This is a genomic window from Acidobacteriota bacterium (assembly GCA_009838525.1).
Lineage (GTDB): Bacteria > Acidobacteriota > Vicinamibacteria > Vicinamibacterales > UBA8438 > VXRJ01.
The window spans coordinates 40,757-66,328 of sequence record VXRJ01000019.1 but is presented as its reverse complement, the minus strand read 5'-3'; the positions used below and the strand labels follow the sequence as shown (position 1 = coordinate 66,328).

The following is a 25,572-nucleotide window of genomic DNA, read 5'->3' as shown; positions in this document are numbered from 1 at the left end:
GAGCGGACCCTGGACTGACCCATGCGATTGCTACAGCCGACCGTTCCGCTTCTTGCCGTCCTGTCCTTGGTTGTCGCCTGCGCGGTCGAGCCGGGTGAGGACAACCTGAAGACCTCGTTTGTCGAGCAGATCGAGGGCGTCGGCTCGGTAGACGGACTCGAACGGGAAGGGGACGCGATCCGCTTCATCGAGCGGCGCGCCGATGGCGACGACGTGTCGTGGCGGGTCACGATCGATTTCGCTTCCATCGCCCGGCCGGGTGGCGCGCCGGTGCAGGGGGCGATCAGCGCCTCGTGGTATGCGGACGGGCAGTTGATCGAACCGATCGGTACGATCTCACGGTTGCCCAATGCATTCCTGGAGGCGGGCATCGCGCAGGAGTGTTACGCGCTCTGGGACGAGAACGCGGCGGCGTGGGACTGGTGATCGGATTGCCGGCGGTAGAAGTGCCGGCGCGGGAGAGGACGCGATGACCTCAATGCACCTGAACGTGCCAGTTCAAGGACTGGCTCTAGCATCGGTGGCGGCCGTAATGCTGGCCGGTTGCGGGGCGGCGGAGGCCCCGTCGCCAGCCGAACCGGCGCCGGCCGACGAACCTGCCGTCTCATCTTCGCGCGCGGTCGAGGCCGCCGCGGCGATCTCGTTCACCGAGGGCCCGACGGTCGACGAGGCGGGGGCGGTCTACTTCACCGACCTCCGCGTCAACAGCCGGATTCTGAGAATGGACCCGGACGGGACGGTTACGACCTTCCGCGAGCCGAGCAACGGCGCCAACGGCCTCATCTTCGATGGTGAGTGGCGTTTGCTGGCCGCCGAGGCGGGTAACGGGGCGGACATCCCGCCCCGCATCAGCCGGACCACGATCGACACCGGCGAGATCGAGGTGCTGGCCGACGCGTTCGAAGGCCTGGGACTGCACCGGCCGAACGACCTGACGATCGACGGCCAGGGGCGCGTCTACTTTACCGACCGTCCCGACCTGGGCGTGCCGCCCGATCCGGACAAGACGAACGTGCACGGCGTCTACCGGATCGATCCCGACGGCACCGTCGCCCGCATCCTGACCGAGCCGGAGGTGCTTCGCCCGAACGGCATCGTCATCTCTCCTGACGACACCACGCTATACGTCATCGAAACCGAGCAGCAGGAAGGAGGCGCGCGCATGATCCGCGCCTTCGATCTGGCCCCCGACGGCACGGCGAGCAACAGCCGGGTTTTCCACGACTTCTACCCCGGGCGGAGCGGTGACGGCATGACCATCGACAGCGAGGGGAACCTCTACGTGGCCGCCGGACTCAACCGCCTGCGCGGGACCAGCGAGACGCTGGACACGGTCGCCGGCATCCACGTTTTCTCGCCGTCGGGAGAGCTGATGGAGCACATCCCGATCCCGGAGGACACGATCACGAACGCCGCATTCGGCGGCGACGACCTTCGCACTCTCTACGTCACGTCGGGTAAGACGCTCTTCCGCATCCGGACCGACATCACCGGCACGCGCCGCTAGCGGTCTGGCGCTAGCGCGCCCCGACGAAGGACTCGAACTGGCTCCACGGGACGGGATCTCCGTGGATTGGAACGATCGTTTCGACGTCGAAGCCGAACCTCTCGACCTGCCGGAACAGGCTGCGGTGATCGGCGTTCGGTTCTCGCGCGCCGGGCGCGCCGGGGCGCGGCGGATTGTAGATGTCCGCCTCGATCAGGATCCGCTCGTCCGGCAGGTACGCCATCAGCATCCCCTCCACGTGGCGGAGCGGATGGACGTAGCTGATGTGCATGCGCTGGGAGCCTGACTTGTCGGTCAGCCAGTAGTTCTCCCGGATCACTTCGTACTGGTAGCCCTCGGCCAGCTCGGTGGGCGGCCAGAGCGACACCATGTCAGGCAGCAGCGTCCGCGGGGCGTAGTTGAGCACGTCGCGGGTATAGAACTCGTGGTTCTGCCAGTGCGTGACGATAGTTGCCCCGATGTGCATGTAGGTGCGCAGTCCGCCGATGCTGTCGTGGTGCTGGTGCGTGTTGACGAGGAAGCGGATTGGCTTGTCCGGCACGAGGCGGACGACCTCCTCGATCACTGCGAGGCTGCGTGCCTCGCTGACCGGAGCCTCCACTACCGCAATGAAGTCGTCGAACTCCACCGCCACGCTGTTGTGCGAGCCGCCGCCCATCAGCCAGACGCCTTCGGCTAGCTCGTCGGTCTCGACCGTCATCGGGAAGGTGGCGTCCCGCACCGGGGAGGGCACCTCGACCGGGGCCATGCAGTCATCGCCGTTCACGGTGATGTCCGCCAGAGTGGCGTTGAACGCGTTATGACCGGCGTTGACGCTCTGCGTCTGGAAGTTGTCGTCCCACCCCTGGTGGTGATGCCAGCCGGTGGGAAACCGGATCCCGTCTCCGACGTCAATATAGCTGGCGTTGGTGAACTCGTGTTCGTAATTCATGTTGCCGAGCACCGGATCGCCCACCCAGGTGTGAATCCGCTGCAACAGGTTCTCGCTGTTGATGGTGGCGTCGACGCGGTATTTGTCCATCACCGTGATCGAGACGATCCACATCTTCTCGGGCCGCACCGTGACGCCGTCGCGTCCCATCTCCCCGAGCTCCCAACGCCACGTGGCATGCGGGTTCGCCCCCGGCTTCTGCGCCGCCTTCAGGAAGCCGTGGGGGTTGATCCACATGTCGAGCTGCCAGCGCTCGGCGTCCTCCGGGAGGGCGGCGACCGGCTCTCCATCGGTGCCGTCGCGTGCCCAGCCGTGCATGCCGTTGACGTCGAAGTGCTGGCGCGTTTCCTGCTGAATCGGGGTGCCACCCAGCCAGCCGAGGCCCCACCGCCACGATGCCGGAGCGAACCCCGGTTCGCGGTCGAACGCCTCGGTCAGGGTGCCGGCGTCCCAGTTCATGGTCCGCACGTAGTTTGGCCACGGGCCCATGCGGGGCCAGTCCACTTCGTAGCCATGGTGCCGCTGCTGACCCACCATGCCGCCGTAGTCGACCGTGCCGGCGATGGTCACGCAACGGACGTTGTCCGTTCCGATCGCCTCGCGCGCGGCGCGGAGGATGGGTTCGGGGTCCACGAAGCCGGGGGCGAATTCCTGGGCCGTGGTGTTGGTCACGGCAAGGCCGCCTGCGGCTATCAGAATAGCGGCGAGGGCAGCGAACATCCGGGGCTGTTGGCGCATCGGATCCTCCTGATTCCCGACACTGTATCAGGAGTGGTGGCGGTGCTATGCTCGGGGCGCGACCGGCGGAAGACCGGGCGGCCGCGGCAACGGAAGGAGCAGGAATGAAGACGGTACAGAAGCTGACGCTCGACGACGCGCGCATCATCATGGACGGGGCGGAGGCGAAGGCGCGCGAAATCGGCGTCGACATGGATATCGCGATTACGGACGACAACGGCAGCCTGCTGATGTTCCACCGGATGGACAACGGGCGCATCACCAGCATCGACGTGGCGATCAGCAAGTCGTTCACGGCGGCGGCGGCACGGCGATCGACCCGTGCATACGGCGAGGTGAGCGGCCCGGGTGGGCCGGCGTTCGGCATCCACGTCAGCAACCAGGGGCGATTCATGATCGTGGCGGGCGGGCTGCCGCTTTTCGTCGACGATCAGATCGTGGGTGGCGTTGGCTGCAGTTCCGGCACGCCGGACCAGGACGAGGTGGTGGCGCAGGCGGGGATCGACGCGTTCCTGGCCAGCCTGGGGTAGCACGATGCGCCGCGCGCGCGGCGGCGGCCGGTTCCGCGCGCTGCTCGCGGCGGCGGCGAGTTCGGTGCTCGTGCCGGCTGCGGGCCCGCTGCTGATCGCAGCGGGGGGAGCCGGCTGCGGCGGTGCGGGTGAACCGGGGCCGGAGGCGCGGGATGAGTCGGCGCCGGTGGCTGTCGGCGCACCCGAGGGCCCCGAACTGGCCAACGACGCGTGGCGGATCGTCAGAATGGCGACCGCGCACGGGATCTTCACGATCGAAGTGGAAGTGAACGACCCGGAGACCGGCGCTGAAGTCGCGCGCGAGTTGATCGGCCCGCTTGAGGGAAGCTACGACGAGGTGCTCGTCTACATCTACCGGCCGGGCGAGGCCACGGGTGGCAACCCTCCCGTTAAGCGGGTGCAGTGGACGCCGAGTGGCGGCTACGACGAACTGGACTACGGAGGAAGCGAGCCATGACACGACGCGCACGGACGACTTGGTGGGGATTGACGGCCGCGGCGCTGGCGGCGGCGGCGATCGCCTGCGGCGAATTGGGTCCGTCCGATGGGCCGGCGGACGGCATCGCCCTCGACCCGGACGATATCGGCGGCGTTGTGACGAGTGGGGCCGGCCCGGAGGCGGGCGTCTGGGTGGTTGCCGAGACGACCGATCTTCCAACCCGCTTCATTCGGATCGTGGCCACAGACGATCAGGGGCGCTACGTGCTGCCCGACCTGCCGGCGGCGACCTACGACGTTTGGGTGCGTGGCTACGGCCTGGTCGACTCGGACCCGGTTGCCGCGCAACCGGGCGCCCGACTCGACCTCGATGCCACGGTCGCGCCGGATCCGATCGCTGCCGCCCATGTCTATCCCGCCGCCTGGTGGCTCTCGATGATGCACTTGCCGGAGGGCGAGCAGTCGCAGCAGGAACTGGGAAGTCGCGTCACCGGGTGTCTCAATTGCCACCAGGTAGGCAATCAGGCGACCCGCGAGATTCCCGGGAGCATTCTGGCCAACGCCGATTCCCACTTCGATGCGTGGGATCGACGGGTCGCGATGGGGCCGATGGGGTCGTCCATGGCGGGCATGTGGCGCGGCTTGGGGGATCAGCGCGAGATGTTCGCCGACTGGACCGACCGCATTGCGGCGGGGGAGGTGCCGGCACAGACGCCGCCGCGTCCGACGGGCGCCGAACGGAACATCGTCGTCACGCTCTGGGACTGGGGGACCGAGACCGACGGGCGGACCGACAGCGCGCCGTCCGACGTCCGAGACGGGACAGTGAACGCGAACGGCCTGGTGTACGGCGTCGTTCAGCCGAGCGACATCCTGGCCGTGATCGATCCAGTGGAGCACCGCGCGTTCAACATCCCGATTCCATCGAGCGCGCCCCGCATCCTGACTGACACGCCGACGTCGCCTTACTACGGCGACGAGCCGATCTGGGCCCGTTCCGCCGACCCGCGAAGTGTCGCCATGGACGGCGACGGGCGCGTCTGGCTGACCGGACGGGTGCGCGGACCGGACGAACAACCGTCGTTCTGCACGGACGGCGACAACCCGTTTGCGGCGTACTTCCCGATCGAGGTGGGGACGCGGCAGGTCTTCCTGTACGACCCGCCCACGGAGACGTTCAGCGAGATCGACACCTGCTACTCGGCCGACCATAACCAGCTCGGCCACGACGAACGCTTCTACTATGGCTTCCGTGAGGGCGTGGGCTGGATTGACGTCGAGCTGTGGGACGAGACGGGTGACGTCGAGGCCTCCCAGGGGTGGTGCCCGACCGTCATCGACACGAACGGCGACGGCGTCATCACGCCGGGCTGGACCGAGCCGGGCGAGCCGGTCGACCCATCGCGCGACCACCGCATCGCCTACGGCTGCTACTCACCCGCGGTCAACGCAGCGGATGGCAGCGTCTGGTGCTCGGACAACGGCCGTGACGACAACACCCTCGTCCGCCTGGAGCTCGGTGACAATCCGCCGGAGAGCTGTATCGCGGAGGTGTACATGCCGCCTCCGACCGCGGCGGATCCCCAGCCGTACGGAAGCGGCGGACTCCACATAACGCGCGACGGCATCATCTATCAGGACTGGCGGGGCAGCGGCCACTTCGCCGCGTTCGACCGAAGCGTCTGCAGCGTGACGAACGGACCGACCGCGACGGGCCAGAGCTGCCCGGAGGGATGGACGCTCCACCGGATGGAGAAGCCGACCTACGAGAATGCGACGATGCCGATCAATTCGGACGAGAGCTATCTGACGCAGATCGACCACCACGACGTGCTCGGCTTCGGGCCGGAGACCCCGGTCTACGGCGTCGTGAACACCGACTCGCTCGAGGTGTTCATTCCCTCGACCGGCGAGTTCGTCACGCTGCGGGTGCCGTATCCGCTCGGATTCTTCTCCCGTTCGTCAGTCGGCCGGATCGACGATCCGGCGACGGGCTGGAAGGGGAAGGGGCTCTGGTCGAGCTATTCGAACTACGCCGCCTGGCACTTGGAAGGCGGCCCCGGGACTCTGCAGAAGGCAGTCAAGTTCCAGGTTCGCCCCGATCCGCTGGCGAAGTAGCGCGAGGCGCACGCCAGGGCGCGCTAGCCGCCGAGGGGGAGGATGAAGCCCCAGCCCTCGTCGATCCGTTGCTGCAGCCGGGCGGCGCCGTCGCCGATGCCGCAGATGACGCGATCCTGCGCCTGGCAGATCTCGCGCACCCGGGTGAACGTCTCTTCCACCTCCGGATGGTTCTCGGGTCCGGGGGCGGGTCCGAGACCGAGGTCGATGCTCATGTCACCCGGCACTACCATGATGGCGCTCACCGCCGTCTGCAGGATGGCTTCCAGGTTGGCTACCGCCTCGGCGGACTCGATCATGGCCACGACGAACAACTCGCCGTCCGGGTTGAGGGGCCAGACGTCCGCCTTCGCGTAGTACTCGCCGGCATCCGCGACTTGCCAGCGCCGGATCGCTCCGCCCGGTCCCCAACCGCGTTCACCTCGCGGCTCGGGCTGTGCGGCGTCCCGGGCGGGCGGATAACGGACCGCGCGGACCAGCCGGTCCGCCTCTTCCGCGGTGTCGACATGCGGCACGATGACCCCGAAGCCGCCCAGATCGAGCACCTGCTTGATCGCCCACTTGAAGTCCTCGTCGCCGTCCATCGGGATCCGGACCATTGGCGTCAACGTCATCCGGCCCGTCTCGTCGCGATCCTGGTCCATCTCCTCCAGCACGCGGTCGATCCGCTCGCCCGAGAAGGCGGAGTGCTCCATGTCGACGAAACGCCAGTCCTGGTTGGCGATGGCGGGCCGTCCGTCCTCGATAGCCTCGATCACCTTGTTGAGGCGTACCTGCGGCTGGGCGACGCCCATGTCCGCTCCGCAAGCGGTTGACACCGCTCCCCCCAGTGCGACGGCCAGTACCGGAAACCACCACTTCATCAGCTTGCGGCCTGTCGAATACGTCATTCTCTGGGTCCTCCTGTTCAACCTGGCGGCTCGCGAGCCGCCACTTACGCCGGGAGCGGCGGCATGCGCGGCCCCGGCGTCGAGAAAATCATCTCGGTGATTGCCTTGATGCTGCGGTTGCCGTAGCGGAACGGGACGATCAACCTCAGCGGCGCCCCGTGCCTCGGCGCGATCGGCTCGTCGTTCATCAACCAGGCCAGCATCACCTGCGGGCGCCGCAGCGTCGTCATCGGCTCGTCCACGTAGAAACGGTCCGACCCGACGAACCGGCAGTAGTGAACTCCCGGGACAAGGCCCAGCATGTCGGCGAAGTCGCTGAAGCGGACGCCGGTCCACTTGACGATGCCGCGCGGGTTCGGCGCCCCGCATTGCAGCAGGAAAGTACGGGAGACGATCGGCAGCGCCTCGATATCCGAGAAGCGCAGCGTCCCGGCCAGCCTGCCGAGGCCGCGCGTGTCCACCTTGATTTGCATCCGGCGGTAGTCGAAGTCGATCTGGGGAGTCTGGCGACCCTCGGTGCGCCACAGAGCAGGGTCGCTGATGGGGCCCGCGGCGCTCTCCGGATGCTCGGGCGCCGACCCGTCCGGATTGAGGGGTAGCGGCGCCGGGAATCCGTCGCGCAGGGGCCGTTCGACAAGCTGGTCCGGCCAGTCCTCCTGCGCGCCGGCCTGACCGGCATGCGCCCTCGTGGGGTGGACAACGCCCAGCGATAGCCCCGCGAGGGTGGAACCCGAAATGGAGATTGCCTTGCGTCGCGAGATGGCCATGGCCGCCCCTCCTGGTTTGCCGCCCGGATCGCACGCATTCTATCCCGCGGTGGAGCGGTGGCAAGGGGAATAGGCAATCGATTCCGGCGGTGGTAGAATCGCCGGACAGCGGTCAAGGGGAGGGTGTGCCGTGTTCTGGATTCTGGCACTGATGACGGCGACGCTGCAGCCCGCGTCTCCCCAGCTCGATTTCGAGTTCTACCGCACCCGAGTGGAGCCGATTTTCCTGGAACGGAAGGAAGGCTTCACGCGTTGCGTCGTCTGCCACACGGAGGGATCGGCCGGCTTCCTGCAGGAACTCGAGTCCGGTGCGGACATGTGGACGGAGGAGCAGTCACGCGCCAACTTCGAGTCGCTCATGCGCTTGGTCACGCCGGGCCAGCCAACGGAGAGCCGGCTCCTGATGCATCCGCTCGAACCAGCCGCTGGCGGAGACGAGTTCCACAATGGCGGGCGGCAGTTCAGTTCGCAGGAGGATCCGTGGTTCGTAACCCTGTCGGAGTGGGTGAACGGCGCCACGTTACAGTAGGCGCCATGGCAGGCCGAGCGGTCGTGAGCGTGTGAGCGAACGCAGCAACGGCGACACAAGCACAGGAGAGGCAACAGAATGGCAACGACGACATCCCGGTGGATCGGACTTGCGGCGGCGGCCGCGGTCGTCGCGTTGGCGTTCGCGCCGGCGGCGTCGGCGCAGACCGTCCGGATCATCCAGACCAACAGCGCGGGTGACAACGTCCACGTGATCGATCCGACGACCAACCAGGTGGTAGGCGAGATCAAGGGAATCGAGCGCGCGCACGGCGCGGTTCCGTCGCCCGACGGCAAGCTGCTGTACGTGGCGAACGAGTCCGACGACACCGTCGACATCGTCGACATGAGGTCGCTGGAAGTGATCGAGAAGGTCCCACTCAGCGGCCGCCCAAACAACATTGCGATCACGCCGGACGGGAAGAAGGTGTACACGGCGATCGCACAGGCGCCGGGCGCCCTCGACGTGATGGACACGTCGACCAACGAGATGATCGCGACGATCTCGGTCCATGGCGGCGTTCACAACACGTACGTCACGCCCGACGGCAAGTACGCGCTCGCCGGCATGATCGGTGCGCGGAACCTGACGGTGGTGGACACCGAGGCGGACCGGCCGGTCTGGACCACGTACTTCGACCGCGGCATCCGGCCGATGGCGATGGACGTCAACCCGGACGGCTCGACGCGGTACGTCTATGCGCAGCTTTCCAACTACAACGGCTTCGCGGTCATCGATTTCGCGACCCGCAAGGAAATCAAGCGGATCGAGTTCCCGACCCTTCCAATGGACGAGCAGACGCCGGGCCATGGCGGCAACACGGCGCATGGCCTCGGGGTCACGCCGGACAACCAGTACCTGGTGGCGAACTCCAGTCTGAACAGCAGCGTCTACGTCTATACGATCCCCGACCTGGAACTGGTCGGCGGCGTTCGCGTGGGCCACTCGCCCAACTGGATCACCATCACGCCGGACAGCAAGATCGCCTACATCTCGATCTCGGGTGAGAACCGCGTCGCGGCGGTCGACATCCAGAGCGTAGAGGTGGTGGCTGACATTCCGACCGGCGGCCAGGTGCCGAAGCGGAACGCCACCGTCGTCCTGGATCAGTAGCGCCCGGATCGGTTCGGATGCGCGTTGCCGCTTTCCTCCGCGGCGCGACCATGGCAGCCTGTGGTGTGGCGGGAGCCGCGTTCGCCCTGAAGATCCTGCCGACGTCTCCCGTCACCGCGCAGGATGGCATCTACGCCGATGCCCAGGCGGATGCCGGAGAGGCACTGTACGAGGAGCAGTGCACCGTCTGCCACGGCGAGTTGCGCGCCATCGTTCCGGAGATGGCCGCCCTGCTGGGTGACCACACTTTCCGGAATAACTGGCGAGGCCGCTCGCTCGGTGAGATGTTCGAGTACATCCAGGAAACCATGCCGCAGGATGCCCCCGGGACCCTGACTGCGGAGCAATCAGCCGCCATCGTCGCCGCCATCCTCCGGGGCAACCGTGTTGCCGCGGGGGAGACACCCCTGTCCGACGATCCGGCGGCGCTTCACGAGATTCCATTCGATCCCTAGGACGCCGAAATGGGCCGGCCTGGAGGCCGGCGCACCGTAGTGAAGCCGGTCGTCAGCCGAACAGCAGATTGACGATTGCCGTCGCGGCCAGGATGCCTGCGGCGTCCGCCAGCAGGCAGGCTGGCAGTGTGTGGCGCGTCTGCCGGACGCCGATCGCGCCGAAGTAGACGGCCAGCGTATAGAACGTGGTTTCCGTGCTGCCGTAGATCGTGCTGGCGAGATAGCCGATCAGGGAATCGGGGCCGTACGCGGTCAGTGTTTCCGACGCCACTCCCAGCGCGCCGGATCCGCTGAGCGGCCGGAGCAGCGCCACCGGCAGCACTTCCGCCGGGAGTCCAACGAGGCCGGTGATCGGTCCCAGCACCCCTACCAGCGCATCGATCCCGCCCGCGGCGCGGAACATGCCGACCGCGACCAGTATCGCCACCAGGTAGGGAATGATCCGCAGCGCGACGTCGAACCCCTGTCTTGCTCCCTCCACCAACGCGTCGTACACCCGAACCCGCCGCACCCAGCCGTAAAGCACGAACGCCGCGACGATCGCCGGCAACATCCAGAACGAGGTGATGCCGCGGATGGCCTCCGTCAGCGGTTCGGCGCCCAGGCGCGACAGCAAATCGCGTGCCGCCAGAGCCAATACGACGAGCCAGAAGCCCCGCGCGGCCCAGACGCGTGCCGGCGCCCGTTCCGGCGGTAGTGGAGGTTCGTCCACGGCGGCGTCGCCGGCCGGGTCGGCCACCGCGTTCAGCGCGGCGCCGCCTTCGGTGAGGGCGTCCGTGGCGACTGGAGGCGGCTCGCTACGCTGATAGCGTGGCAGTCGCGCCAGGAGGATCGCGGCGGTGATTCCGACCACCGTTGCCATCCCGCTGGCGAACCACGTGGTGGCGACGATTCCCGCCGGGTCGTTCGAGCCGAGGGCGGCGCGGACGCCGATCATCCCCGTCGGCAGCAACGCAAGCCCCGCGGTGTTGATCGCCAGGAACAACGTCATGGCGTTGGTCGCCGTCCCGGGACGGCTGTTCAGTCGGTCCAGCTCCTGGATCGCCTTGATGCCGAATGGCGTCGCGGCGTTTCCCAGCCCCAGCATGTTGGCCGAGATGTTCAGGATCATGGCGCTGATTGCCGGATGATCCGCCGGGATTTCGGGAAACAGCCGGCGCATCACCGGCCGGACCACGCGCGCGAGGGCCGACATCACCCCCCCCTGTTCGGCGACGCGCATCAGTCCGAGGAAGAAGGCCATCACGCCCACGAGTCCAATCGCCAGTTCGACCGCGCTTCGCGCGGACGTGACGATGGAACCGGTCAGCGCTTCCATCCGGCCGGTTGCCGCCGCAATGAGAACCGAGAGCAGCGTGACCGCGACGAAGAGGGCGTTCAGCATGGGAACTCACGCGCGGGCCGGCAGCCAGCCCGCCGGAGCGAATGGTATAGCAGTCGCTTCTCCAGCAGATCGCGCAAGAAGGTCGCGTGCCCGTCAGGGCCCCGAGACTTTCCGATCCGGCCGGTGTCCAACAATGAGGGGGGCACCGGCCCGAGCAGGCCCGCTGGGAGTTGCGCCGGCGCGCCCGCAAGGGCGCGCCAGCTTGCGCAAACGCGCGAGGCGTGCGACGCTTGCAGCGGGACGACGCTTCCGGGTCCAACGCGAGGACGAGCGAATGCGCACCACGTCGGCAGTCGAGTGGTCGGGCGTCACCACGGCGGAATCGTCGCTGGTCGAGCGGTGCGTTGCCGGCGACGAGGACGCCTGTTCCGAACTGGTCGAAACCCATCAGGGGATGGTGTTCCAGTTGGCGTGCGCGCTGCTGGGCGACCGGGAGGAGGCGCTCGACCTGTCCCAGGAGGTATTCCTGCGCGTCTTCCGGACGCTCCGCACCTTCCGCGGCGATGCCGCGTTGCGGACCTGGATCTACCGGATCACCATCAACCAGGCCCGAAACCGGCGGCGCTGGTGGGCGCGGCGCGGGCGCATCTCCCAGGTGTCCCTCGACGAAGCCTACGCCGAGACTAACGGCGAGCCGGCGGCTCCGAACGGAACGTGCGCCGATGTCCGCCTCGAGCGCCGGCGTCTTGCGGATCGGATGCGCGCGGCCATCGCGACGTTGCCATTCGATCAGCGGACCGCCGTGATCCTGCGCGAGCTGCACGGCATGCGCTATCAGGACATCGCCTTCTCGCTCGATGTTTCCGTCGGCGCTGTCAAGTCGCGCCTCGCGCGCGGGCGGGCGGCGCTTCGCCGCGCACTCAAGGAGGTGCGGCCATGCTGACCTGCTGGTTCAATCGGCGACGGCTGGCGGCGTACCTGGACGACGAATTGTCCATCCCTCGCCGGATCGCGGTGGACCACCACCTGGCGGACTGCCCGGGTTGCGCCCGCGTGGCGAGGAGGGAGCGCGCCCTCAGCCGGGCGGTTAAGCGGGCGGCGGGCGAACCGATCGACGCGAAGTACGCGGAGCGTCTTCGCGCATCGGGCAACATGGTGCTCAGCCGTGTCGCGGCCGAGCGGGAGGTGGCGCGTACGGCTGGCGTCCACCGTCTGGCGGAGTATCCGCATCTGGTCTGGGCGGCGGGTGCGGCCTGTGCGGTGACGCTTGTCTGCGCCCTGCTGGCGACGAGCATTGTCGGCTCGGTACCTCAGCCCGGCTCCCTTGCCGCGCGGCTGTTGTCGCTCTCGAACCCAGGCTCGAACGAGAATCCCCTCGGTCTGCGGACCGGCATGGTGACGCCGCAGCTGAGTCCCGACGCCCTGCTGTTGTCGCGGCCCGATCCGATCCCGCTGCCGGGGCATCCCACCGGGGTGACGTTCGCGCTCGTGCTGACGCAGGAGGGGACCGTTTCCGTCCTGGAGGTGCTCGACTCGAGCGGAGCGGAGCCTCCCAGTTGGGCCGGCCTGGTCGGGTCCGCGGCCGGCTCGCGGTTCGTGCCGGCGGAATACCGCGGCGCCCCGGTCGCGGTCAATATGGTCTGGGTGGTCGAAGAGGTGACCATCCAGGGTGATATGGCGGCCGACCTCGGGGCCGTTCCCGCGTCGCCGGCGGCGTGATCGACGCCGTCACCGCGCGCCGGCGGTCGACGTGTTGTTCATCCCGTCCGTGGCGCGCACCACCAGCCGATCGAGTTCGTCCACCGGCAGGGTGACGTCGAACTGTTCTTCGCGGCCATCCGGAATCCCGTCGATCGGGTAGATCGCTTGCCACGACTCCGCATCGAGCGTGTATTCCACGCGCGCGACGGCGGACTGCGCATCCGTGACGGTGACACGGACCACGGTCTCGCCACCGGCCGGCCCGTCCGTCGCAGCCACTTCGATCCTCGGCGGCGTGTTGTCGACATCGAACGGCGCCGTATCCCGCGTGGCGGTAAGCGCGTTCGCCGGGGCGTTGGCCGTAGCGTCGGAGGCGACTATCCGCACCACATACGTCCCGTCGGGCGTTGACGTGGTGTCCCACGTGAAGAGCCGGTCGGCCAGGTTCCGGGCGAGGACTCGCCAGGTGTCTTCCGTTTCAGCCCGGTACCGCACTTCGTAGCGGAGTGCGTCGTTGTTCGGGTCGGATGCTTCCCAGGCGAACGCCTGCAGGCCCTTGCGGTAAACCTGGCGGCCGAGCGGCGTCCCGATTGACGCCGCGCCGCCGTTCGGCTGCGCCGCGGGATCCCGGCCGCCATTCAGGCCGGCGATCGGCGGATCGCCTGCCGTCGCGGTCTGCTGGTAGACGCGTCCGGGTGCGTGCAAGGTCAGCCGCGTAATCTCCGGCGCGAGGTTGCGCGGGAGATAGGCGGCGGTGACGGAGCGCAGAATCGGCGTCTCACCCGATGCGCGCAGTTCGGCCCGCCATTGCAGGTAGCGCGCCCGGGGACTCGTGATCGCCGCGCCATCCGCTGCGTCATAGGGTTCGGACCACGCGCTCCACGTGTCCCCCGGAGTCGCCGTGTTGCCGGAGCGGGTCTGCAGCCGGATGCTGCCGCCCTCCGGCGTGGTGGCGCGCCAGCGGATCACTCCCCACGTCGCTATCGTCTCCGCGTCATGGACGGCGGAGAGATAGCTGCCCGTGCCGGCCAGTGTCGGCGCCATCCGGTAGACCGCCCCCGGGTTCGCGGTGGTCCAGGCAATGCGTCCGTCCGGCTCGGTGGCGAATCCGGTTACCTGCTGCGCCTCGGCGGTAGTGAGCAGGGTGGTGGTGGGCGGTTCGCCCACAACGCGGAAGAGCTTGCCGTCCGGGCCGGTGCCGATGACGATGCCGCCGCCCGCATCGTGCACCGCGTCGTAGGGCGTGGCCTCGGTCGAGTCCCAGACGATGTCCCAGACCCCATCCGGGGCGATCCGGTACACGGCCCCGCCGGGGCCGGCGTTGCCGGTCCCCCCGGCGGAGCTGGCGGAGATGACCGCCGTTGCCGCGGTGGCGGCGCTCGCCACGGCGCCGGGGGACGATGCGCCGCCGGCGGTCTCGGAGGCCTGGCCGGCTGCGGTGACCAGCATCACGCCGTCGTCACTCTCGCGGATCGACACGATCTCCTCACGTCCGGAGTCGAGCAGGACGAAAGCCTCTCCGTCGGCATCGATCCGGAACAGGTGCCCTGGCGAGCCGGCGCCGGCCAGCAGGCGTCCCGCCGAATCGATGGCAAGGGCGCGGACATGCGTCGCGCCCGTGTCGTAGAAGAGCGCCGCCGTTCCGTCAGGCGCTACCCGGTAGATGCGTCCCGGGTTGCCGGTACCGACGAACAGCGTTCCGTTGGACTGCGTGGCCAAGGCCCACACGTACGTCTCGTCCGGGTCGAACCAGTTCCGGGTCGAACCGTTCGCGTCGATGGCGAGGACCTGGCCGTCGGGCGACGTCGCGGCATACACGCCGCCGTCACCGTCAGGCGCGAGCGCATGCACATCGAATCCACTGTCCCGCCACGGCGTTTCCGCGCTGCCATCCGCATCGATCCGCCGGATCAGACCTCCGGTCTCGTCGCCCGATCCGCCTGCGATCCAGAGCACGTCGCCGGCACGCACCACCGTCCAGAGAAACGGCGCGTCCGCGTCGTGGATGGTCTCGGCGCCCGGACCGATCCGCAGGCGCCCGTCGGCATCGATGGAGATGTTCTCCGCATCTCCTTCCAGGAACTCCTCTTGCGTCGATACGCTCCAGAAGACCGGCGACGCGGCGTGGGCGGCGAACGCCGCGAAGACGGCGAGGAGCAAAGCGACTGGGCCGGCCGCGCGGTGGCTCATCCCGACCCGGCCGGCTCGACGGTCAGCGTGATCAGGCGAGAGCCGGAAACGACGTGGCCCGTCGGCACGTCCCACTCGCCGAGCGTGGCTTCAGTGAGCGGCGTCACGTCGCCGCCGGCGCGGTCGCCATCAAGAACGGCGCGCACCGACGAGGGGAGCGCCACCTGCGGCTGGCCGCGCACCACGGCGCCCGGCCGTGCCGCGAGCAGTTGCACGTAGAAGCGGTCCTGCTGGCGGGTCCGGTTCAGCGCACGGATCAACTGCGTTATCGAACGGGCTTGCTGTGGCTGCCGGCCGGCGGAAGCGTCGCGGGTCTGGAGAGTCTCCGCGTCCGCCACCAGGATCTGCACCCGGCCGGTCAAGTCGCGAGGCAGTCTTACGCTGACGGTCTCGACGATCAGCTCGCCCTCCGCGGTGCGGGCCGAGACCGTGACGGGCAGCGTGTCGCCCGCCCGCGGGCGGGGCGCATCGACGCGTACCCGCTCCAGCCGCGCGGTGCGGGGCGTTTCCCGCGTAGTGATGCCGAGTTCGATGCGGTCGAGCTCCACCGGCAGGAAGCGATTGCCGAGCAGCGTCGAGAGCGGCGCCGCGGCCGACACGGCGGCGCTGAGAGCGGCCCCGTTGCCGGCATAGACGTTGTGCAGCCGGATTGGGTCATGCCCGTCCCGGAGATGTATGGCGCCGGTAACCTCCAGCGTGCTGGCGGACGACAGGTCCTCCGTCCACGACAGCAGCGTGTTGAGCAGTCCGGTCAGCGCAAGCGTCGGCGTGAAGAAGGGGTCCTCGATCACTTCGAACGCGAAGGACTCGGTCAACTCCCGGTCCGCCGCGGCCAACGTGACGTCGATCGGAATCAGGGTCGGTCCGCCGCCCAAACTGCCGTAGATCCCGGTCGACCGGTCCTGATCGATGGTACCGACGGTGTCGCCGATGGCGGTGATCTTCGACGAGATCGCCAGGCTGGGCAGCACCGTGGTGACGCGGGCGCGCGTCATCGGCAGCGACGCGCGGCCCAGGTTGTAGAAGGGATGGCCGAAGGCATAGACACGGTCCTCGTCGACCATCGTGACGGTGCCGGTGCCGGTCATCGCGAAGTCGCCGCGCATCAATGTCGCCCCGACCGCGTCGCCCGGTTCGAGCGGCGCCCCGTCGCCGTTCGATTGCGTGGCCGCGCCCGCCGCGGCTCCGCCGATGGTGGTGACGAAGCCGCTGCCATCGAACGCGCTGGCCCACAGGTCGATCACTTCCGGGACGAATCCGCTCAGGAGCACTGGGGTCGCGATAGGCTGGAGCTGCGTGCCCAGCCGCGCGGCCTCGCCGGCGTTCAGACCCGTGGCGCGGACATCGTCCGGCCGCCCGGCGAACGGTTCGGTCCGCGCAAACGCCCGCCTCATGGCGGCCGCCAGATGCACGCGGTCACCGTCCGCGAAAGCAATGGCCGACGCGCGCCGCCGCGCCACCTGCATCGGCGTGGCGTCGGTGGCGACCATCTCTCCGATCGGCGTGATGCCGGCGATGGGTTCCTTCGCGAACGATCCGAGCGAGTAGGAAAGCGCTCCCGCCAGTCGTTCGTCGAAATAGACCGGGCTGCCGCTCATTCCCTGGATGACGCCAGTCTCGGCGAGCGGCCCGCCATCGAGGCGCACGATGATGAGCGATCGCCGGGGGCCCATCACGTTGTTGATGACGCCCAGCACCTCGACACCGAATTCCTCGCGCGCCGTGCCGCTGAAGACAGTGACGCCGACGCCCCGCATTCCCGGCTCGATCTCGTCGAGATCGATGCGTGGGGTGGCGGCGGGCAGGGCAGCTACCGCCAGCAGCGCGGCGACGACCATGCCGCCTGCCACGCTGGCGGCGTGCGGGACGCGGGCTGGTTGCGGTCTCATCGGTTGCCCGATGCCTCCGCTATTCGGAGGCGAGGTCGCGCAGGTAGTTGATGACGTGCCAGATCTCGTCGTCGGTGATCCGGCCTTCCCAGGCGTCCATGTCGTACTTCGGGGGCACGCCCTCGCGAATGACCTTGTACATCGCGGCGTCGGTATCGCCGTGATCCCACTGATCGTCGATCAGGTTGGCCGGCCGCGAACCCGCCGGCGCCGCCATCCCGCGTCCGTCTCCCCGCATGCCATGGCAGGAGCGGCAGAAGCGCCCGTAGACCTGCCGTCCGGCCGCAATCGACTCGTCCGTCGCCTCGACCGGGTTGTCCTGGGCGGCGGTGGTGGTCGCCGCGGGGGCATTCGCCGCCGCGAGCGGGGCCGATGACGCGGCCACCAGGATCAGGGCGAACGCCGCGCAGAGGGCGGCCAGAACAAGCACCTTACGCGTCAGATTGGACACGATCACGCCTCCTCGTTACCGGACGGACTCGCTGTAAGACTACACCGCACCGGTCCCGCTCCGCCAGCCGCCCGCGTTCAGGATCGTGTAAGTTGACCCCCTTTCGGAGGCCGGGGTACACTGCGCGCCGAGGCATCGGGCACAGTCTGTACGGAGGAGTCGACCAATGCGTGTACTGAGCGTGTTCGTGGTGTTGCTGCTGGGCGCCGTTCCGGTAGCTGCGCAGCAGGATCCCCCGCCGGAGGCGTCGGGAGATTTGGCCGAGGTGATGCGCAGCATCCTGTTCCCCAATTCCAACATCATTTTCGACGCACAGTCGGCGGATCCGGGCGCGCCGGTGGAGGCGGCGGCGGGGGATTCGACGACGGCACGCTTTTCCGGCATCTACACCGGCTGGGAGCAGGTGGAGAATGCCGCCATAGCCCTGGCGGAGTCGGCCAACCTGATCACGTTGCCGCGCCAGTGCGAGAACGTCGATGACGATCCGGCCCGCAACGGCGAGCCGGTTCCCATTGAGCGGGACGATTGGAAACAGCACACCGCGCGACTGCGCGAAGTGGGTCTGGCCGCGGCCGAGTGGGCGCGCCGCCGGGTATATGACGAAGACGAAGTGCTGTTCATTACGGGCGACGTCGCCGAAGCCTGCTCCAACTGCCACAGCGTCTATCGCGACAGTTATACGGATCCGCCGAAGGCGCGCTGCGTTCCCTAGCATCAACGCGATACTTCCCAGTTCCGCAGCGTTCCGAGAACACCCGACATGCGTGATCTCTTCGAATGGGCTGGCGCCCTGGAGTCGAGCGTGGCTCTCCGGGAGTCGCTCAATGCCTATCCGATCATGCTGACTTCGCATGTCATCGGCATGTGCATGTTCGCCGGTCTGATCCTGATGATGGACCTGCGCCTCGCCGGCATCGGCAACTTCAACAGCTCGGTCACCGACGTGCAGCGCCGCCTCTTCCCCTGGCAGATGCTGGGCTTCGCCATCAGCATCGTGACCGGTCTGCTGCTCCTCTACAGCGACCCGATGCGGTTCTATACGAATTTCTACTTCTGGATGAAGAACCTGCTGCTCGTGCTGGCGGGCCTCAACATGTGGTACTTCCACGCGACTACGTACCAGTCGGTGTCGCGCTGGGACAATGACCGGACGCCGCCGCCGGCCGCGCGAATGGCGGGCGCCCTCTCAATTGCGTTCTGGGCATCAATCATCGTCGTCGGCCGGATGATCGCCTACGCCGACCTCGTACCGCAGTGGTGGAAGGATCTGAACCTCTAGGGTTTCACCACGGACTCCCAGGGCAGGAGCAGGCGCATGTCACTCGAACCGTTCTTCTTCTGGATGCAGGAACACGCGTTCAGCGCGTACATCCTCAACAACACCTGGTTCGCGCCAATCGTGCAGGTAATGCACCTGGTCGCCCTCTCGGTGTTCGCCGGCGCGGTGCTGGTGGTCGACCTGCGGTTGCTCGGTGTCGGCCTGACGCGCGTTCCTCTCGCCAAGGTCGCTTCCGACGCCATGCCGTGGATGATCTGGGGGATGGTGGCGCTTCTCATCACGGGCTGGCCGTCCGTGATGTCGACCGCCCTCAAGCAGTACTACAGTCCCTTCTTCTGGTGGAAGATGGAGTTGCTCCTGTTGGGCCTGGTGTTCACCTTCACGATCCGCCGGAAGATCACGCTCACCGACGAGGCGAAGCTCGGGCCGGTCTGGCCGAAGGTGGCCGGGATGTTCTCGATTTCGATCTGGACCGGAGTCGCCATCGGCGCGCGGCTGATCGGCCTCCTGTCCTAGGGGGCGACGGGCGGCCTCGGGGCGGCCGGCGCGGCCTCGGGGCGGCCGGCCTTGACACTGGTCGGCCTTGACACTGAGGGAAGCGGTTTATATCGTTCACCCTGAACGAACACTGGGCGAGACATTCCGGCTGCCCTTGCGGGGCGCCGGACCAGCGGCTGGCGGCCGGCGGCATGATGCCGTCTGGTGGACTTGGCCGGGAGACATCCTGAGATGCGAAATCGGAGCAGTTTCAACGGTACATTGGCCGCGGCCGCGGTAGCCACCGTCGCGGCGGTGGCGATGATCTTCTCGGTCGGGACTACGGAGTTGGAAGGGCAGGACTACCAGGCGCCGCGGACGGCGTTCGGGACCCCTGACCTGAACGGGATCTGGCAGGCGATCGGTTCCCATCACTGGAACATCGAGCCGCACGCCGCGAGCCACGGGCCGGTCGTCGAGCTGGGCGCGGTCTTCTCGGTTCCGGGCGGCCTCGGCATCGTCGAGGGGGGTGAAATCCCGTACACCGCGGCGGCGCGGGCGCAGCAGCAGGAGAACGCGCAGTACTGGGTGGAGCGCGATCCCGCCGTCAAGTGCTACATGCCGGGTATCCCGCGGGCGACCTACCAGCCCTATCCATTCCAGATCGTGCAAACCGAGGAATACATCCTGTTCGCCTACGAGTTTGCCAGCGCCAGTCGCGTCGTCTACATGAACCGGCCCGATTTCGAGGCGCCGGTCGACGCGTGGATGGGGCATTCTCTCGGCTCGTGGGATGGCGAGACCCTGGTCATCGACGTGACCGCCCAGGTGCCGGACACCTGGCTCGACCGGAACGGCAATCACCACAGCAACTCGATCCACGTGGTCGAGCGGTACACTGCCGTCAGCCCGAACCATCTGATGTACGAGGCGACCATCGAGGATCCGGAGGTTTACACACGGCCCTGGACCATCTCGATGCCGCTCTACCGCCGAATCGACGAGAACATGCAGCTTCTCGAGTACAAGTGCGTGGAGTTCTCCGAAGAGGTGATGTACGGGCATCTGCGGAAGGATCCGGACCTGACGCCGACCTATCGGCCGAGTGGTTACGGATCGGCTTTCGAGGGTGAGGCGCCCGGTCCGCGGTAGTTTCCCGTTCAGGACCGGCGGGTAGTTGACGGAATCGAGGAGACCAGCCATAATCTCCAAGTCGTTCGTGATTACACAGGAGGCGAAACCGATGCGAGCAAAGACAATCTTGGCACTGGTTGCTGCGGCGGTGGCTCTGGCAGGAGTTCCCGCGGTTGCTCATCACGCGTTCTCGGCGGAGTTCGATGCCGATCGGCCGATCCACCTCGAGGGCGTGGTCGTCAAGATGGAATGGATCAACCCGCACGCGTGGGTCCACCTTGAAGTGACCAACGAGGACGGCAGCACGACCGTCTGGATGGTCGAGGGCGGCACACCGAACACTTTGCTGCGCCGCGGATTCACGAAGAATTCGCTGTTGCCCGGCACGGAGATCATCGTCGATGGCTACCAGGCCAAGGATGGCTCCAACAAGGGCAACGGACGCGACCTGACGTTCCGTGACGGCCGCAAGCTCTTCATGGGTTCGTCCGGCACGGGCGCGCCGCGCGACGGCCGCGATCCGACCGAGCCTGGCCGCTAGTCTGCCGCCGGTCGTTCGTCTCGAACGACAGCGTTTCTGAAAGGGCCCTGCGCGTCTCTGACGAGACGTACAGGGTCTTTTCTTGTCTGCACTAATCCCGGTGCCCGCTCTGCTGATCGTTTTCCTCCTGGTTCCCGCCACCGTCTCCGCCCAGTTCGCGCCGCCCGTCATTGGTGAAATCGAGGTCGTCAGCCACGAGGTTTTCGAAACGGGCGGGACCGCTCCCTACCGGCTCGCCAACCGCCTTCACGTGCGGACGCGCGAGCGGGTAGTCCGAAACGACCTGCTCTTCGAGAGCGGCGATCCGGTCGATTACGAGCTGATCGAGCAGACCGAGCGCAACCTGCGGGATCTCCCGTTTCTTCGCGACGCACGCCTGGAAACGACCGAGGTGGACAGCGACGGCGATGGCGCCACTGACCGCGTGGATGTCCGCGTCACCACGTGGGATCGCTGGACGCTTTCCCCCCGGGTCGACTTCCAGCAGGTTGAGGACCGCACCATCTGGGAGTTGGGCGCTTCCGAGAAGAACCTGCTCGGCTTCGGCAAGGCAATCACCTTCTCTCATCGCCAGAATCTCGACCGAACGATCGATCGCCTCACGTACGACGACCAACAGCTCTTTCACACGAGAAACCGGCTCACCGCAACGCTTTCACAGTTGAGCGATGGCTACGACCGCCTGTTCCTCATCGACCGGCCGTTCCTCTCACTGCGGGATCCCTGGACCTATACGATCGGCGCCGGCGGATTCCGGCGAACCGATCCGATCGTCGAGCACGGCGTGGAAATCGACCGCCTGCCGCATCGCGGCCGATGGAGCGACCTGGCTGTCGGCCGCGCCATTGTTCGTCGCGACGCACATGCGGTCCGGCTCCTTGGCGCGTACCGTTTCCGCTCGGACCATGTGGGAGCGGAGCGGCGCGAGTTCGGAATCGCGGAAGTGGGCCTGCAGGCGGTGTCGCATCGGTTCGTGCGGCTGACCCATGTCAATCAGTTCGAACGGACGGAGGACTTCAACCTCGGAACCGAGTCCCATGTGACGCTCGGCTTGGCCTCCGAAGCGTTGGGCGGCGCGGCGGGGGCGACATTCGTAGCCGCCGGCCATCAGCAGGGCGTGGTCTTCGACGACGATCACTTCGTCATCCTGAACGCCGCCGTCGGGGGGCGCCGCGAGGGAGCGTTGTGGCGGAACCTCAGCGCATCGGCGGGCGCGCGCTATCTGCTGAAGCCATCGCCGCGCACCGCGCTCATCGGACGGTTGGACTACGTCCATGGCCACAGGCTCGATCCGGAGGTGCAGTTGCGGCTGGGGATCGAGAGCGGGTTACGCGGGTACCCGGTCCGGCAGTTTACGGGCGATCGATCGCTGCTGCTGTCTATCGAGGAACGATGGTTCGTAGCGGACGACGTCTGGCAACTTCTCTCGCTTGGCGTCGCCGGATTCTTCGACAGCGGGTTCGTCTGGCCGGAGGGAGCGCCGGTTCGTATCGGCGACCTGCGGAGCGCGATCGGCGTCAGCCTGCTCGTGGGAAGCCACCGGCTTGCGGCGCGTGGGGGTATCCGGTTCGATTTCGGGTACGCTCTGAACCCGATCGACGGCGTGAAGCGTTGGGTAGGCTCCGCTTTCTCCGATATTGGCTTCTGAGCATCCGTTGGCTCGTCGGCGCGGCGCGGCCCGGTTTGCTGCCGGGACGTTGATACCCGTTGCCGTCTGGCTGATCGCGTTGCCGGCGCTCGGCGCGGCCGGTTTCTTCACCGGCTCGTCGTTCGCCCGGCCGATCGGCCTGCTGCTGATCGCCAGCGCGGCGGGCGGCGCGGTGGCGGGCAGTGCGACCGGCCCCGGTTGGCGCGGGCCGCTCGCATTCGCCCTGGCGTTCGCGGCGCTGATCTGGGCGCCGTTGCTCGTGGTGAGCAGCCTGCCGGCGCTCGCCGGGAGAGAGTCGCTGCGGGAACTGGCAATCGGTCTGCCGCTCGGCTTCGTGCTTGCCTACGGTCTGATCGGCGCGTTCGGTTCGGCCCTGAGCGGCCATGGTGGCGGGGAGCCCCATCCTGGTAGTGGATGGGCACGGATCGCCATTGCGAGCCTCGTCTTCGCGGCCGCCGGTCTTCTGAGCGGGTTGCTGGTCGCCGTCGTCTCCTCGCTGGCCCCAGGCGCATCGGGGCTGGCCGGGTTCGCGATCAATCTGGTCGGGGGCGCCGCCTGCGTCACCGCGTCGGCGGCGGGAGGGTGGTGGATTGCCGGAGGGTCCGATCCATCCGGCAGATGATCATGCACGCGATCGCCGATGCGACGTGCCAGATCACGTGCGGCTGCACGATGTGGGTCGCGGCGCCGGTCACGCAGCCGATCCCCAGATGTCCGAGGCCGAGCAGGATGCTGCCTGGCAGCACGAGCCCGGCGATCCACCGGACGTCGTGCCGGACGGCGGGTGTCGTACCCGCCAGGCGCTGCCAGAGCGCCAGCGCGGTGAGCGCTTCGACCGCACCGATCACGTAGCCGAGCCAACTGAAGAGGAATCCGGCCACGGCGGGGATCGCCGCGATGGCAACTTCCATCGCGCGCCTGCGTTCCGCCGCGCCATGGCCGCTGCGGATCAGCGCCCACACCAACAGGTGACCGTTCAGCAGTATCACCGCAGCCAGGTCGAGGCGTTGCATGAAGTCGGTCCCGGTGGCGTGGAATCCCACCGCCATCACGCCCACGAGCGCAACTCGCGCGGCGATGGCGGGCGCAAGGCGCCGCGCGAGGATCGCAGTCAGCAGATAGGCGAGGGCCGAGACGGTGTCCGCCGGGTGCGCGATCCAGCCGGCGACGGCCGGCTCGCATGTTGTATGGACGGCCGGCGCGAATGCGCTCCAGGGACCGCTCGGCGTCACGGTACGCTACGCATCCGCGCTTCCAGCAGGTCGCGCCAGGCGCGGCGGACGCCTTCTCCGAACCGGGCGCCGATCGTCACCCATTCCTCGTAGTGGTTCGGGTGATCGAAGTTCCACCAACCGGTGTTGTCCGACGGCGGCATGAGGTACGACAGGTAGTCGTGCGCCGATCCGATGAATGCATGATGGCGGCCCGGCATGAGATGCACGACGCCGTCCATGGCGGGGAACTCCCAGATGCCCCATTCGCCGTAGTCCGCCGCGCTCGCGGGACGGCCCAGCGCATAGGCAGGGTCGATCTCGCCCGGCGCGGTGAGCATCGCGAGGTCGCCCACCTCGATCAGACTCACCTCGGCGCGTACGCATCCGAGAAGCCCCCAGCAGTCAGGCCAGGCGTAACGGGGGCGATCCTCCGGCTCGACGCCATGATGCCAGACCGGCCACGTGCCGAGCAGGTGGATGACGTTGTCGACCGGCGTGTAGAACGTGCTCGACGAAACGGCGACCCCGGGTGATGGCAGTCGTTGCGCCCCGGCGAGAGCGGTGACCGCGGCGTGGCCAATCTCGTAGCCGGTCGAGCGGATCTTCGCCCAGTCCTCCGTTACCAGCACCGGCTGGCGGCCGCCGCCGGGCGCCGGCTCCGTCACCCGCCGCCCCGCCTCGTCCCACAACGGAACCGGCGTGCCGCGCAGGCCGCTGATCTGGTTTCCGACCGTCCCGGCGACGAAGATCGCGACGCCGCCGCGCTCGCGCTCCACGTACGCGCGCAGGTAGTGCGGGTAGTCGCTCGAGATCAGCCGGTTCGCGCTGCCCAGGGTGTCCGGATGGTTGTGCCAGTTGATGAATGTCGCGATCGTCGCTCCGGTATCCGCGTCGTCGAAACCGGCGGCGACGATGTTCGTGTTGCCCACGATCGGATCGCGCAGGTCACGCTGGATCACGAAGCGGTCCCACGCGTCCGGCGAGTCGTTCATCTGGTGACTCGCGGCGGGGAGGCGGCAGTCGCGCGCGTGCTTCAGTCGTCCGGTTCGACGGTCGGCGCAAGCGACGTGCGTCGTCGTGGCGGTGGTCAGCGTCGCCGGCCGAAGCGCCGCGACCGCCCCGCGGATGGCTTCGGTGACCCGCTCGCGCAGCCAGGCGACGTAGTGATCGTTGTGATCGGAGCGGAGGGTAGACCAATAGCCGCTGGCGTCGGGCGCGGAGTGCGTGTGTGTCGAGTGGATCACCACCTGTTCGACCGGGATGCTCAGCTCGCGCTGGACTAGCCGTCGGATCGGGCCGGTATGTTGTCGGCCGATGCCGGGCAGGTCGAGCGCCACGAGCACCAGCGTGTCGCCTTCCGCATCCCGCAGCGCGAGCGCGCGCGCCCACAGGGGATCGTGAATCCCCGTCGCCAGGCGGATGTCCCCGCGGAACGGAACGAAGGGGGAGAATCCCGCCAGGTGGACCCAGCGAAAGCAGCCGCGCGTCGTATCGTACGGCTCCGGCGTCGCGTCGGGCGCCGCGTCGGGACAGAGCACCGGTGTGATTTCCACCGCCGCCGCGCCCGCTTCGAAACCCGCCGGCTGGGCCGCTCCCGCGGCCGGGAAGCTGGCGATGGCGGCGATGGCTGCCAGGCTCCACATCCGTCTCATTGCCCTATCGTAGCGCTCCCGCGTATCCTCCTGGCCAACGCGGACGTCCATCCTTA

Annotated in this window: 25 protein-coding genes and 1 pseudogene; 17 read left to right on the top strand and 9 right to left on the bottom strand. The window is 67.8% G+C overall.

All coding sequences use genetic code 11. The features are described from left to right. The first annotated feature begins 21 nt into the window (after nt 1–21). Both F4Y45_10120 and F4Y45_10115 read left to right on the top strand, forming a co-directional pair. Nucleotides 22–426: a hypothetical protein gene (locus F4Y45_10120; GenBank protein MXY24863.1), complete on the top strand. Its 405-nt coding sequence runs from the start codon at nt 22–24 to the stop codon at nt 424–426. After that, entirely contained in the window at nt 350–1,507 is a 1,158-nt protein-coding gene (locus F4Y45_10115; protein MXY24862.1) for an SMP-30/gluconolactonase/LRE family protein, read from the top strand. Before F4Y45_10120 ends, F4Y45_10115 begins: the two co-directional genes overlap by 77 nt. A gap of 10 nt (nt 1,508–1,517) precedes the next feature. Here F4Y45_10115 and F4Y45_10110 read toward each other — a convergent pair whose 3' ends face one another. Next, nucleotides 1,518–3,176, bottom strand: coding sequence for an MBL fold metallo-hydrolase (locus tag F4Y45_10110; protein MXY24861.1), 1,659 nt, complete (start codon nt 3,174–3,176; stop codon nt 1,518–1,520). Between the two features lie 104 nt (nt 3,177–3,280). Here F4Y45_10110 and F4Y45_10105 point away from each other — a divergent pair, with 104 nt between their 5' ends. Genes F4Y45_10105 through F4Y45_10095 form a run of 3 tightly spaced genes read left to right on the top strand, consistent with a single transcriptional unit; the run spans nt 3,281 to nt 6,262 of the window. Continuing rightward, nucleotides 3,281–3,706, top strand: a complete 426-nt coding sequence (locus F4Y45_10105) for a heme-binding protein (protein MXY24860.1) — start codon at nt 3,281–3,283, stop codon at nt 3,704–3,706. A gap of 4 nt (nt 3,707–3,710) precedes the next feature. Further along, complete coding sequence (locus F4Y45_10100; GenBank protein MXY24859.1) at nt 3,711–4,163, top strand: hypothetical protein; 453 nt, start codon at nt 3,711–3,713, stop codon at nt 4,161–4,163. Continuing rightward, nucleotides 4,160–6,262 carry a carboxypeptidase regulatory-like domain-containing protein gene (locus F4Y45_10095; GenBank protein MXY24858.1) on the top strand — a complete coding sequence of 701 codons (2,103 nt, stop codon included), beginning with the start codon at nt 4,160–4,162 and terminating at the stop codon, nt 6,260–6,262. Before F4Y45_10100 ends, F4Y45_10095 begins: the two co-directional genes overlap by 4 nt. Before the next feature lie 23 nt (nt 6,263–6,285). Here the strand turns inward: F4Y45_10095 and F4Y45_10090 are convergent, their stop codons facing one another. Both F4Y45_10090 and F4Y45_10085 read right to left on the bottom strand, forming a co-directional pair. Next, entirely contained in the window at nt 6,286–7,152 is an 867-nt protein-coding gene (locus F4Y45_10090; protein MXY24857.1) for an aldolase, read from the bottom strand. Between the two features lie 44 nt (nt 7,153–7,196). Further along, nucleotides 7,197–7,919 carry a molybdopterin-dependent oxidoreductase gene (locus tag F4Y45_10085; protein MXY24856.1) on the bottom strand — a complete coding sequence of 241 codons (723 nt, stop codon included), beginning with the start codon at nt 7,917–7,919 and terminating at the stop codon, nt 7,197–7,199. A 130-nt stretch (nt 7,920–8,049) separates the two neighbouring features. Here F4Y45_10085 and F4Y45_10080 point away from each other — a divergent pair, with 130 nt between their 5' ends. From F4Y45_10080 to F4Y45_10070, 3 genes are all read left to right on the top strand, one after another. After that, nucleotides 8,050–8,448, top strand: coding sequence for a hypothetical protein (locus F4Y45_10080; GenBank protein ID MXY24855.1), 399 nt, complete (start codon nt 8,050–8,052; stop codon nt 8,446–8,448). A gap of 78 nt (nt 8,449–8,526) precedes the next feature. Continuing rightward, nucleotides 8,527–9,561, top strand: coding sequence for a beta-propeller fold lactonase family protein (locus F4Y45_10075; GenBank protein MXY24854.1), 1,035 nt, complete (start codon nt 8,527–8,529; stop codon nt 9,559–9,561). A 17-nt stretch (nt 9,562–9,578) separates the two neighbouring features. Beyond that, nucleotides 9,579–10,016 (top strand): cytochrome c, encoded by a 438-nt coding sequence (locus F4Y45_10070; GenBank protein MXY24853.1) that lies wholly within the window; start codon nt 9,579–9,581, stop codon nt 10,014–10,016. A gap of 52 nt (nt 10,017–10,068) precedes the next feature. Here F4Y45_10070 and F4Y45_10065 read toward each other — a convergent pair whose 3' ends face one another. Continuing rightward, the gene (locus F4Y45_10065; GenBank protein ID MXY24852.1) at nt 10,069–11,397 is read right to left on the bottom strand and encodes a spore maturation protein; all 1,329 of its coding nucleotides are present in this window, start codon (nt 11,395–11,397) and stop codon (nt 10,069–10,071) included. On the opposite strand from F4Y45_10065, the gene F4Y45_10060 reads away from it, so the two are divergent. Together F4Y45_10060 and F4Y45_10055 are read left to right on the top strand one after the other, a co-directional pair. After that, complete coding sequence (locus tag F4Y45_10060; GenBank protein MXY24851.1) at nt 11,312–12,283, top strand: sigma-70 family RNA polymerase sigma factor; 972 nt, start codon at nt 11,312–11,314, stop codon at nt 12,281–12,283. The genes F4Y45_10065 and F4Y45_10060 overlap by 86 nt on opposite strands. Continuing rightward, complete coding sequence (locus F4Y45_10055) at nt 12,277–13,059, top strand: hypothetical protein (GenBank protein MXY24850.1); 783 nt, start codon at nt 12,277–12,279, stop codon at nt 13,057–13,059. Before F4Y45_10060 ends, F4Y45_10055 begins: the two co-directional genes overlap by 7 nt. A 9-nt stretch (nt 13,060–13,068) precedes the next feature. Here F4Y45_10055 and F4Y45_10050 read toward each other — a convergent pair whose 3' ends face one another. Genes F4Y45_10050 through F4Y45_10040 form a run of 3 tightly spaced genes read right to left on the bottom strand, consistent with a single transcriptional unit; the run spans nt 13,069 to nt 17,571 of the window. Further along, nucleotides 13,069–15,231, bottom strand: a complete 2,163-nt coding sequence (locus F4Y45_10050; protein MXY24849.1) for a hypothetical protein — start codon at nt 15,229–15,231, stop codon at nt 13,069–13,071. Further along, entirely contained in the window at nt 15,228–17,120 is a 1,893-nt protein-coding gene (locus F4Y45_10045) for a hypothetical protein (protein ID MXY24848.1), read from the bottom strand. Before F4Y45_10045 ends, F4Y45_10050 begins: the two co-directional genes overlap by 4 nt. Nucleotides 17,121–17,139: 19 nt before the next feature. Beyond that, nucleotides 17,140–17,571, bottom strand: a complete 432-nt coding sequence (locus tag F4Y45_10040; protein ID MXY24847.1) for a cytochrome c — start codon at nt 17,569–17,571, stop codon at nt 17,140–17,142. Nucleotides 17,572–17,737: 166 nt separating this feature from the next. Here F4Y45_10040 and F4Y45_10035 point away from each other — a divergent pair, with 166 nt between their 5' ends. The 7 genes and pseudogenes from F4Y45_10035 to F4Y45_10005 all read left to right on the top strand — a co-directional run bounded on the left by F4Y45_10035 (nt 17,738) and on the right by F4Y45_10005 (nt 23,272). Further along, the gene (locus F4Y45_10035) at nt 17,738–18,283 is read left to right on the top strand and encodes a hypothetical protein (protein MXY24846.1); all 546 of its coding nucleotides are present in this window, start codon (nt 17,738–17,740) and stop codon (nt 18,281–18,283) included. A gap of 48 nt (nt 18,284–18,331) precedes the next feature. Continuing rightward, nucleotides 18,332–18,850, top strand: a complete 519-nt coding sequence (locus F4Y45_10030; GenBank protein MXY24845.1) for a hypothetical protein — start codon at nt 18,332–18,334, stop codon at nt 18,848–18,850. Between the two features lie 36 nt (nt 18,851–18,886). After that, the gene (locus F4Y45_10025) at nt 18,887–19,366 is read left to right on the top strand and encodes a hypothetical protein (protein MXY24844.1); all 480 of its coding nucleotides are present in this window, start codon (nt 18,887–18,889) and stop codon (nt 19,364–19,366) included. A 282-nt stretch (nt 19,367–19,648) separates the two neighbouring features. Further along, a pseudogene (locus F4Y45_10020) lies at nt 19,649–20,359 on the top strand (hypothetical protein). Between the two features lie 211 nt (nt 20,360–20,570). Continuing rightward, nucleotides 20,571–21,002, top strand: coding sequence for a hypothetical protein (locus F4Y45_10015; protein ID MXY24843.1), 432 nt, complete (start codon nt 20,571–20,573; stop codon nt 21,000–21,002). An 82-nt stretch (nt 21,003–21,084) separates the two neighbouring features. Beyond that, a complete protein-coding gene (locus F4Y45_10010; protein MXY24842.1) occupies nt 21,085–22,650 on the top strand; it encodes a hypothetical protein in 1,566 nt (521 codons plus the stop codon). 7 nt (nt 22,651–22,657) lie between these two features. Beyond that, nucleotides 22,658–23,272, top strand: coding sequence for a hypothetical protein (locus F4Y45_10005; GenBank protein MXY24841.1), 615 nt, complete (start codon nt 22,658–22,660; stop codon nt 23,270–23,272). Here F4Y45_10005 and F4Y45_10000 read toward each other — a convergent pair. Together F4Y45_10000 and F4Y45_09995 are read right to left on the bottom strand one after the other, a co-directional pair. Further along, nucleotides 23,211–23,882 (bottom strand): hypothetical protein, encoded by a 672-nt coding sequence (locus tag F4Y45_10000; GenBank protein ID MXY24840.1) that lies wholly within the window; start codon nt 23,880–23,882, stop codon nt 23,211–23,213. The two genes, F4Y45_10005 and F4Y45_10000, sit on opposite strands and share 62 nt — an antisense overlap. After that, nucleotides 23,879–25,567, bottom strand: coding sequence for a hypothetical protein (locus tag F4Y45_09995; protein ID MXY24839.1), 1,689 nt, complete (start codon nt 25,565–25,567; stop codon nt 23,879–23,881). The genes F4Y45_10000 and F4Y45_09995 overlap by 4 nt, the downstream gene beginning before the upstream one ends. Nucleotides 25,568–25,572: the final 5 nt, after the last annotated feature.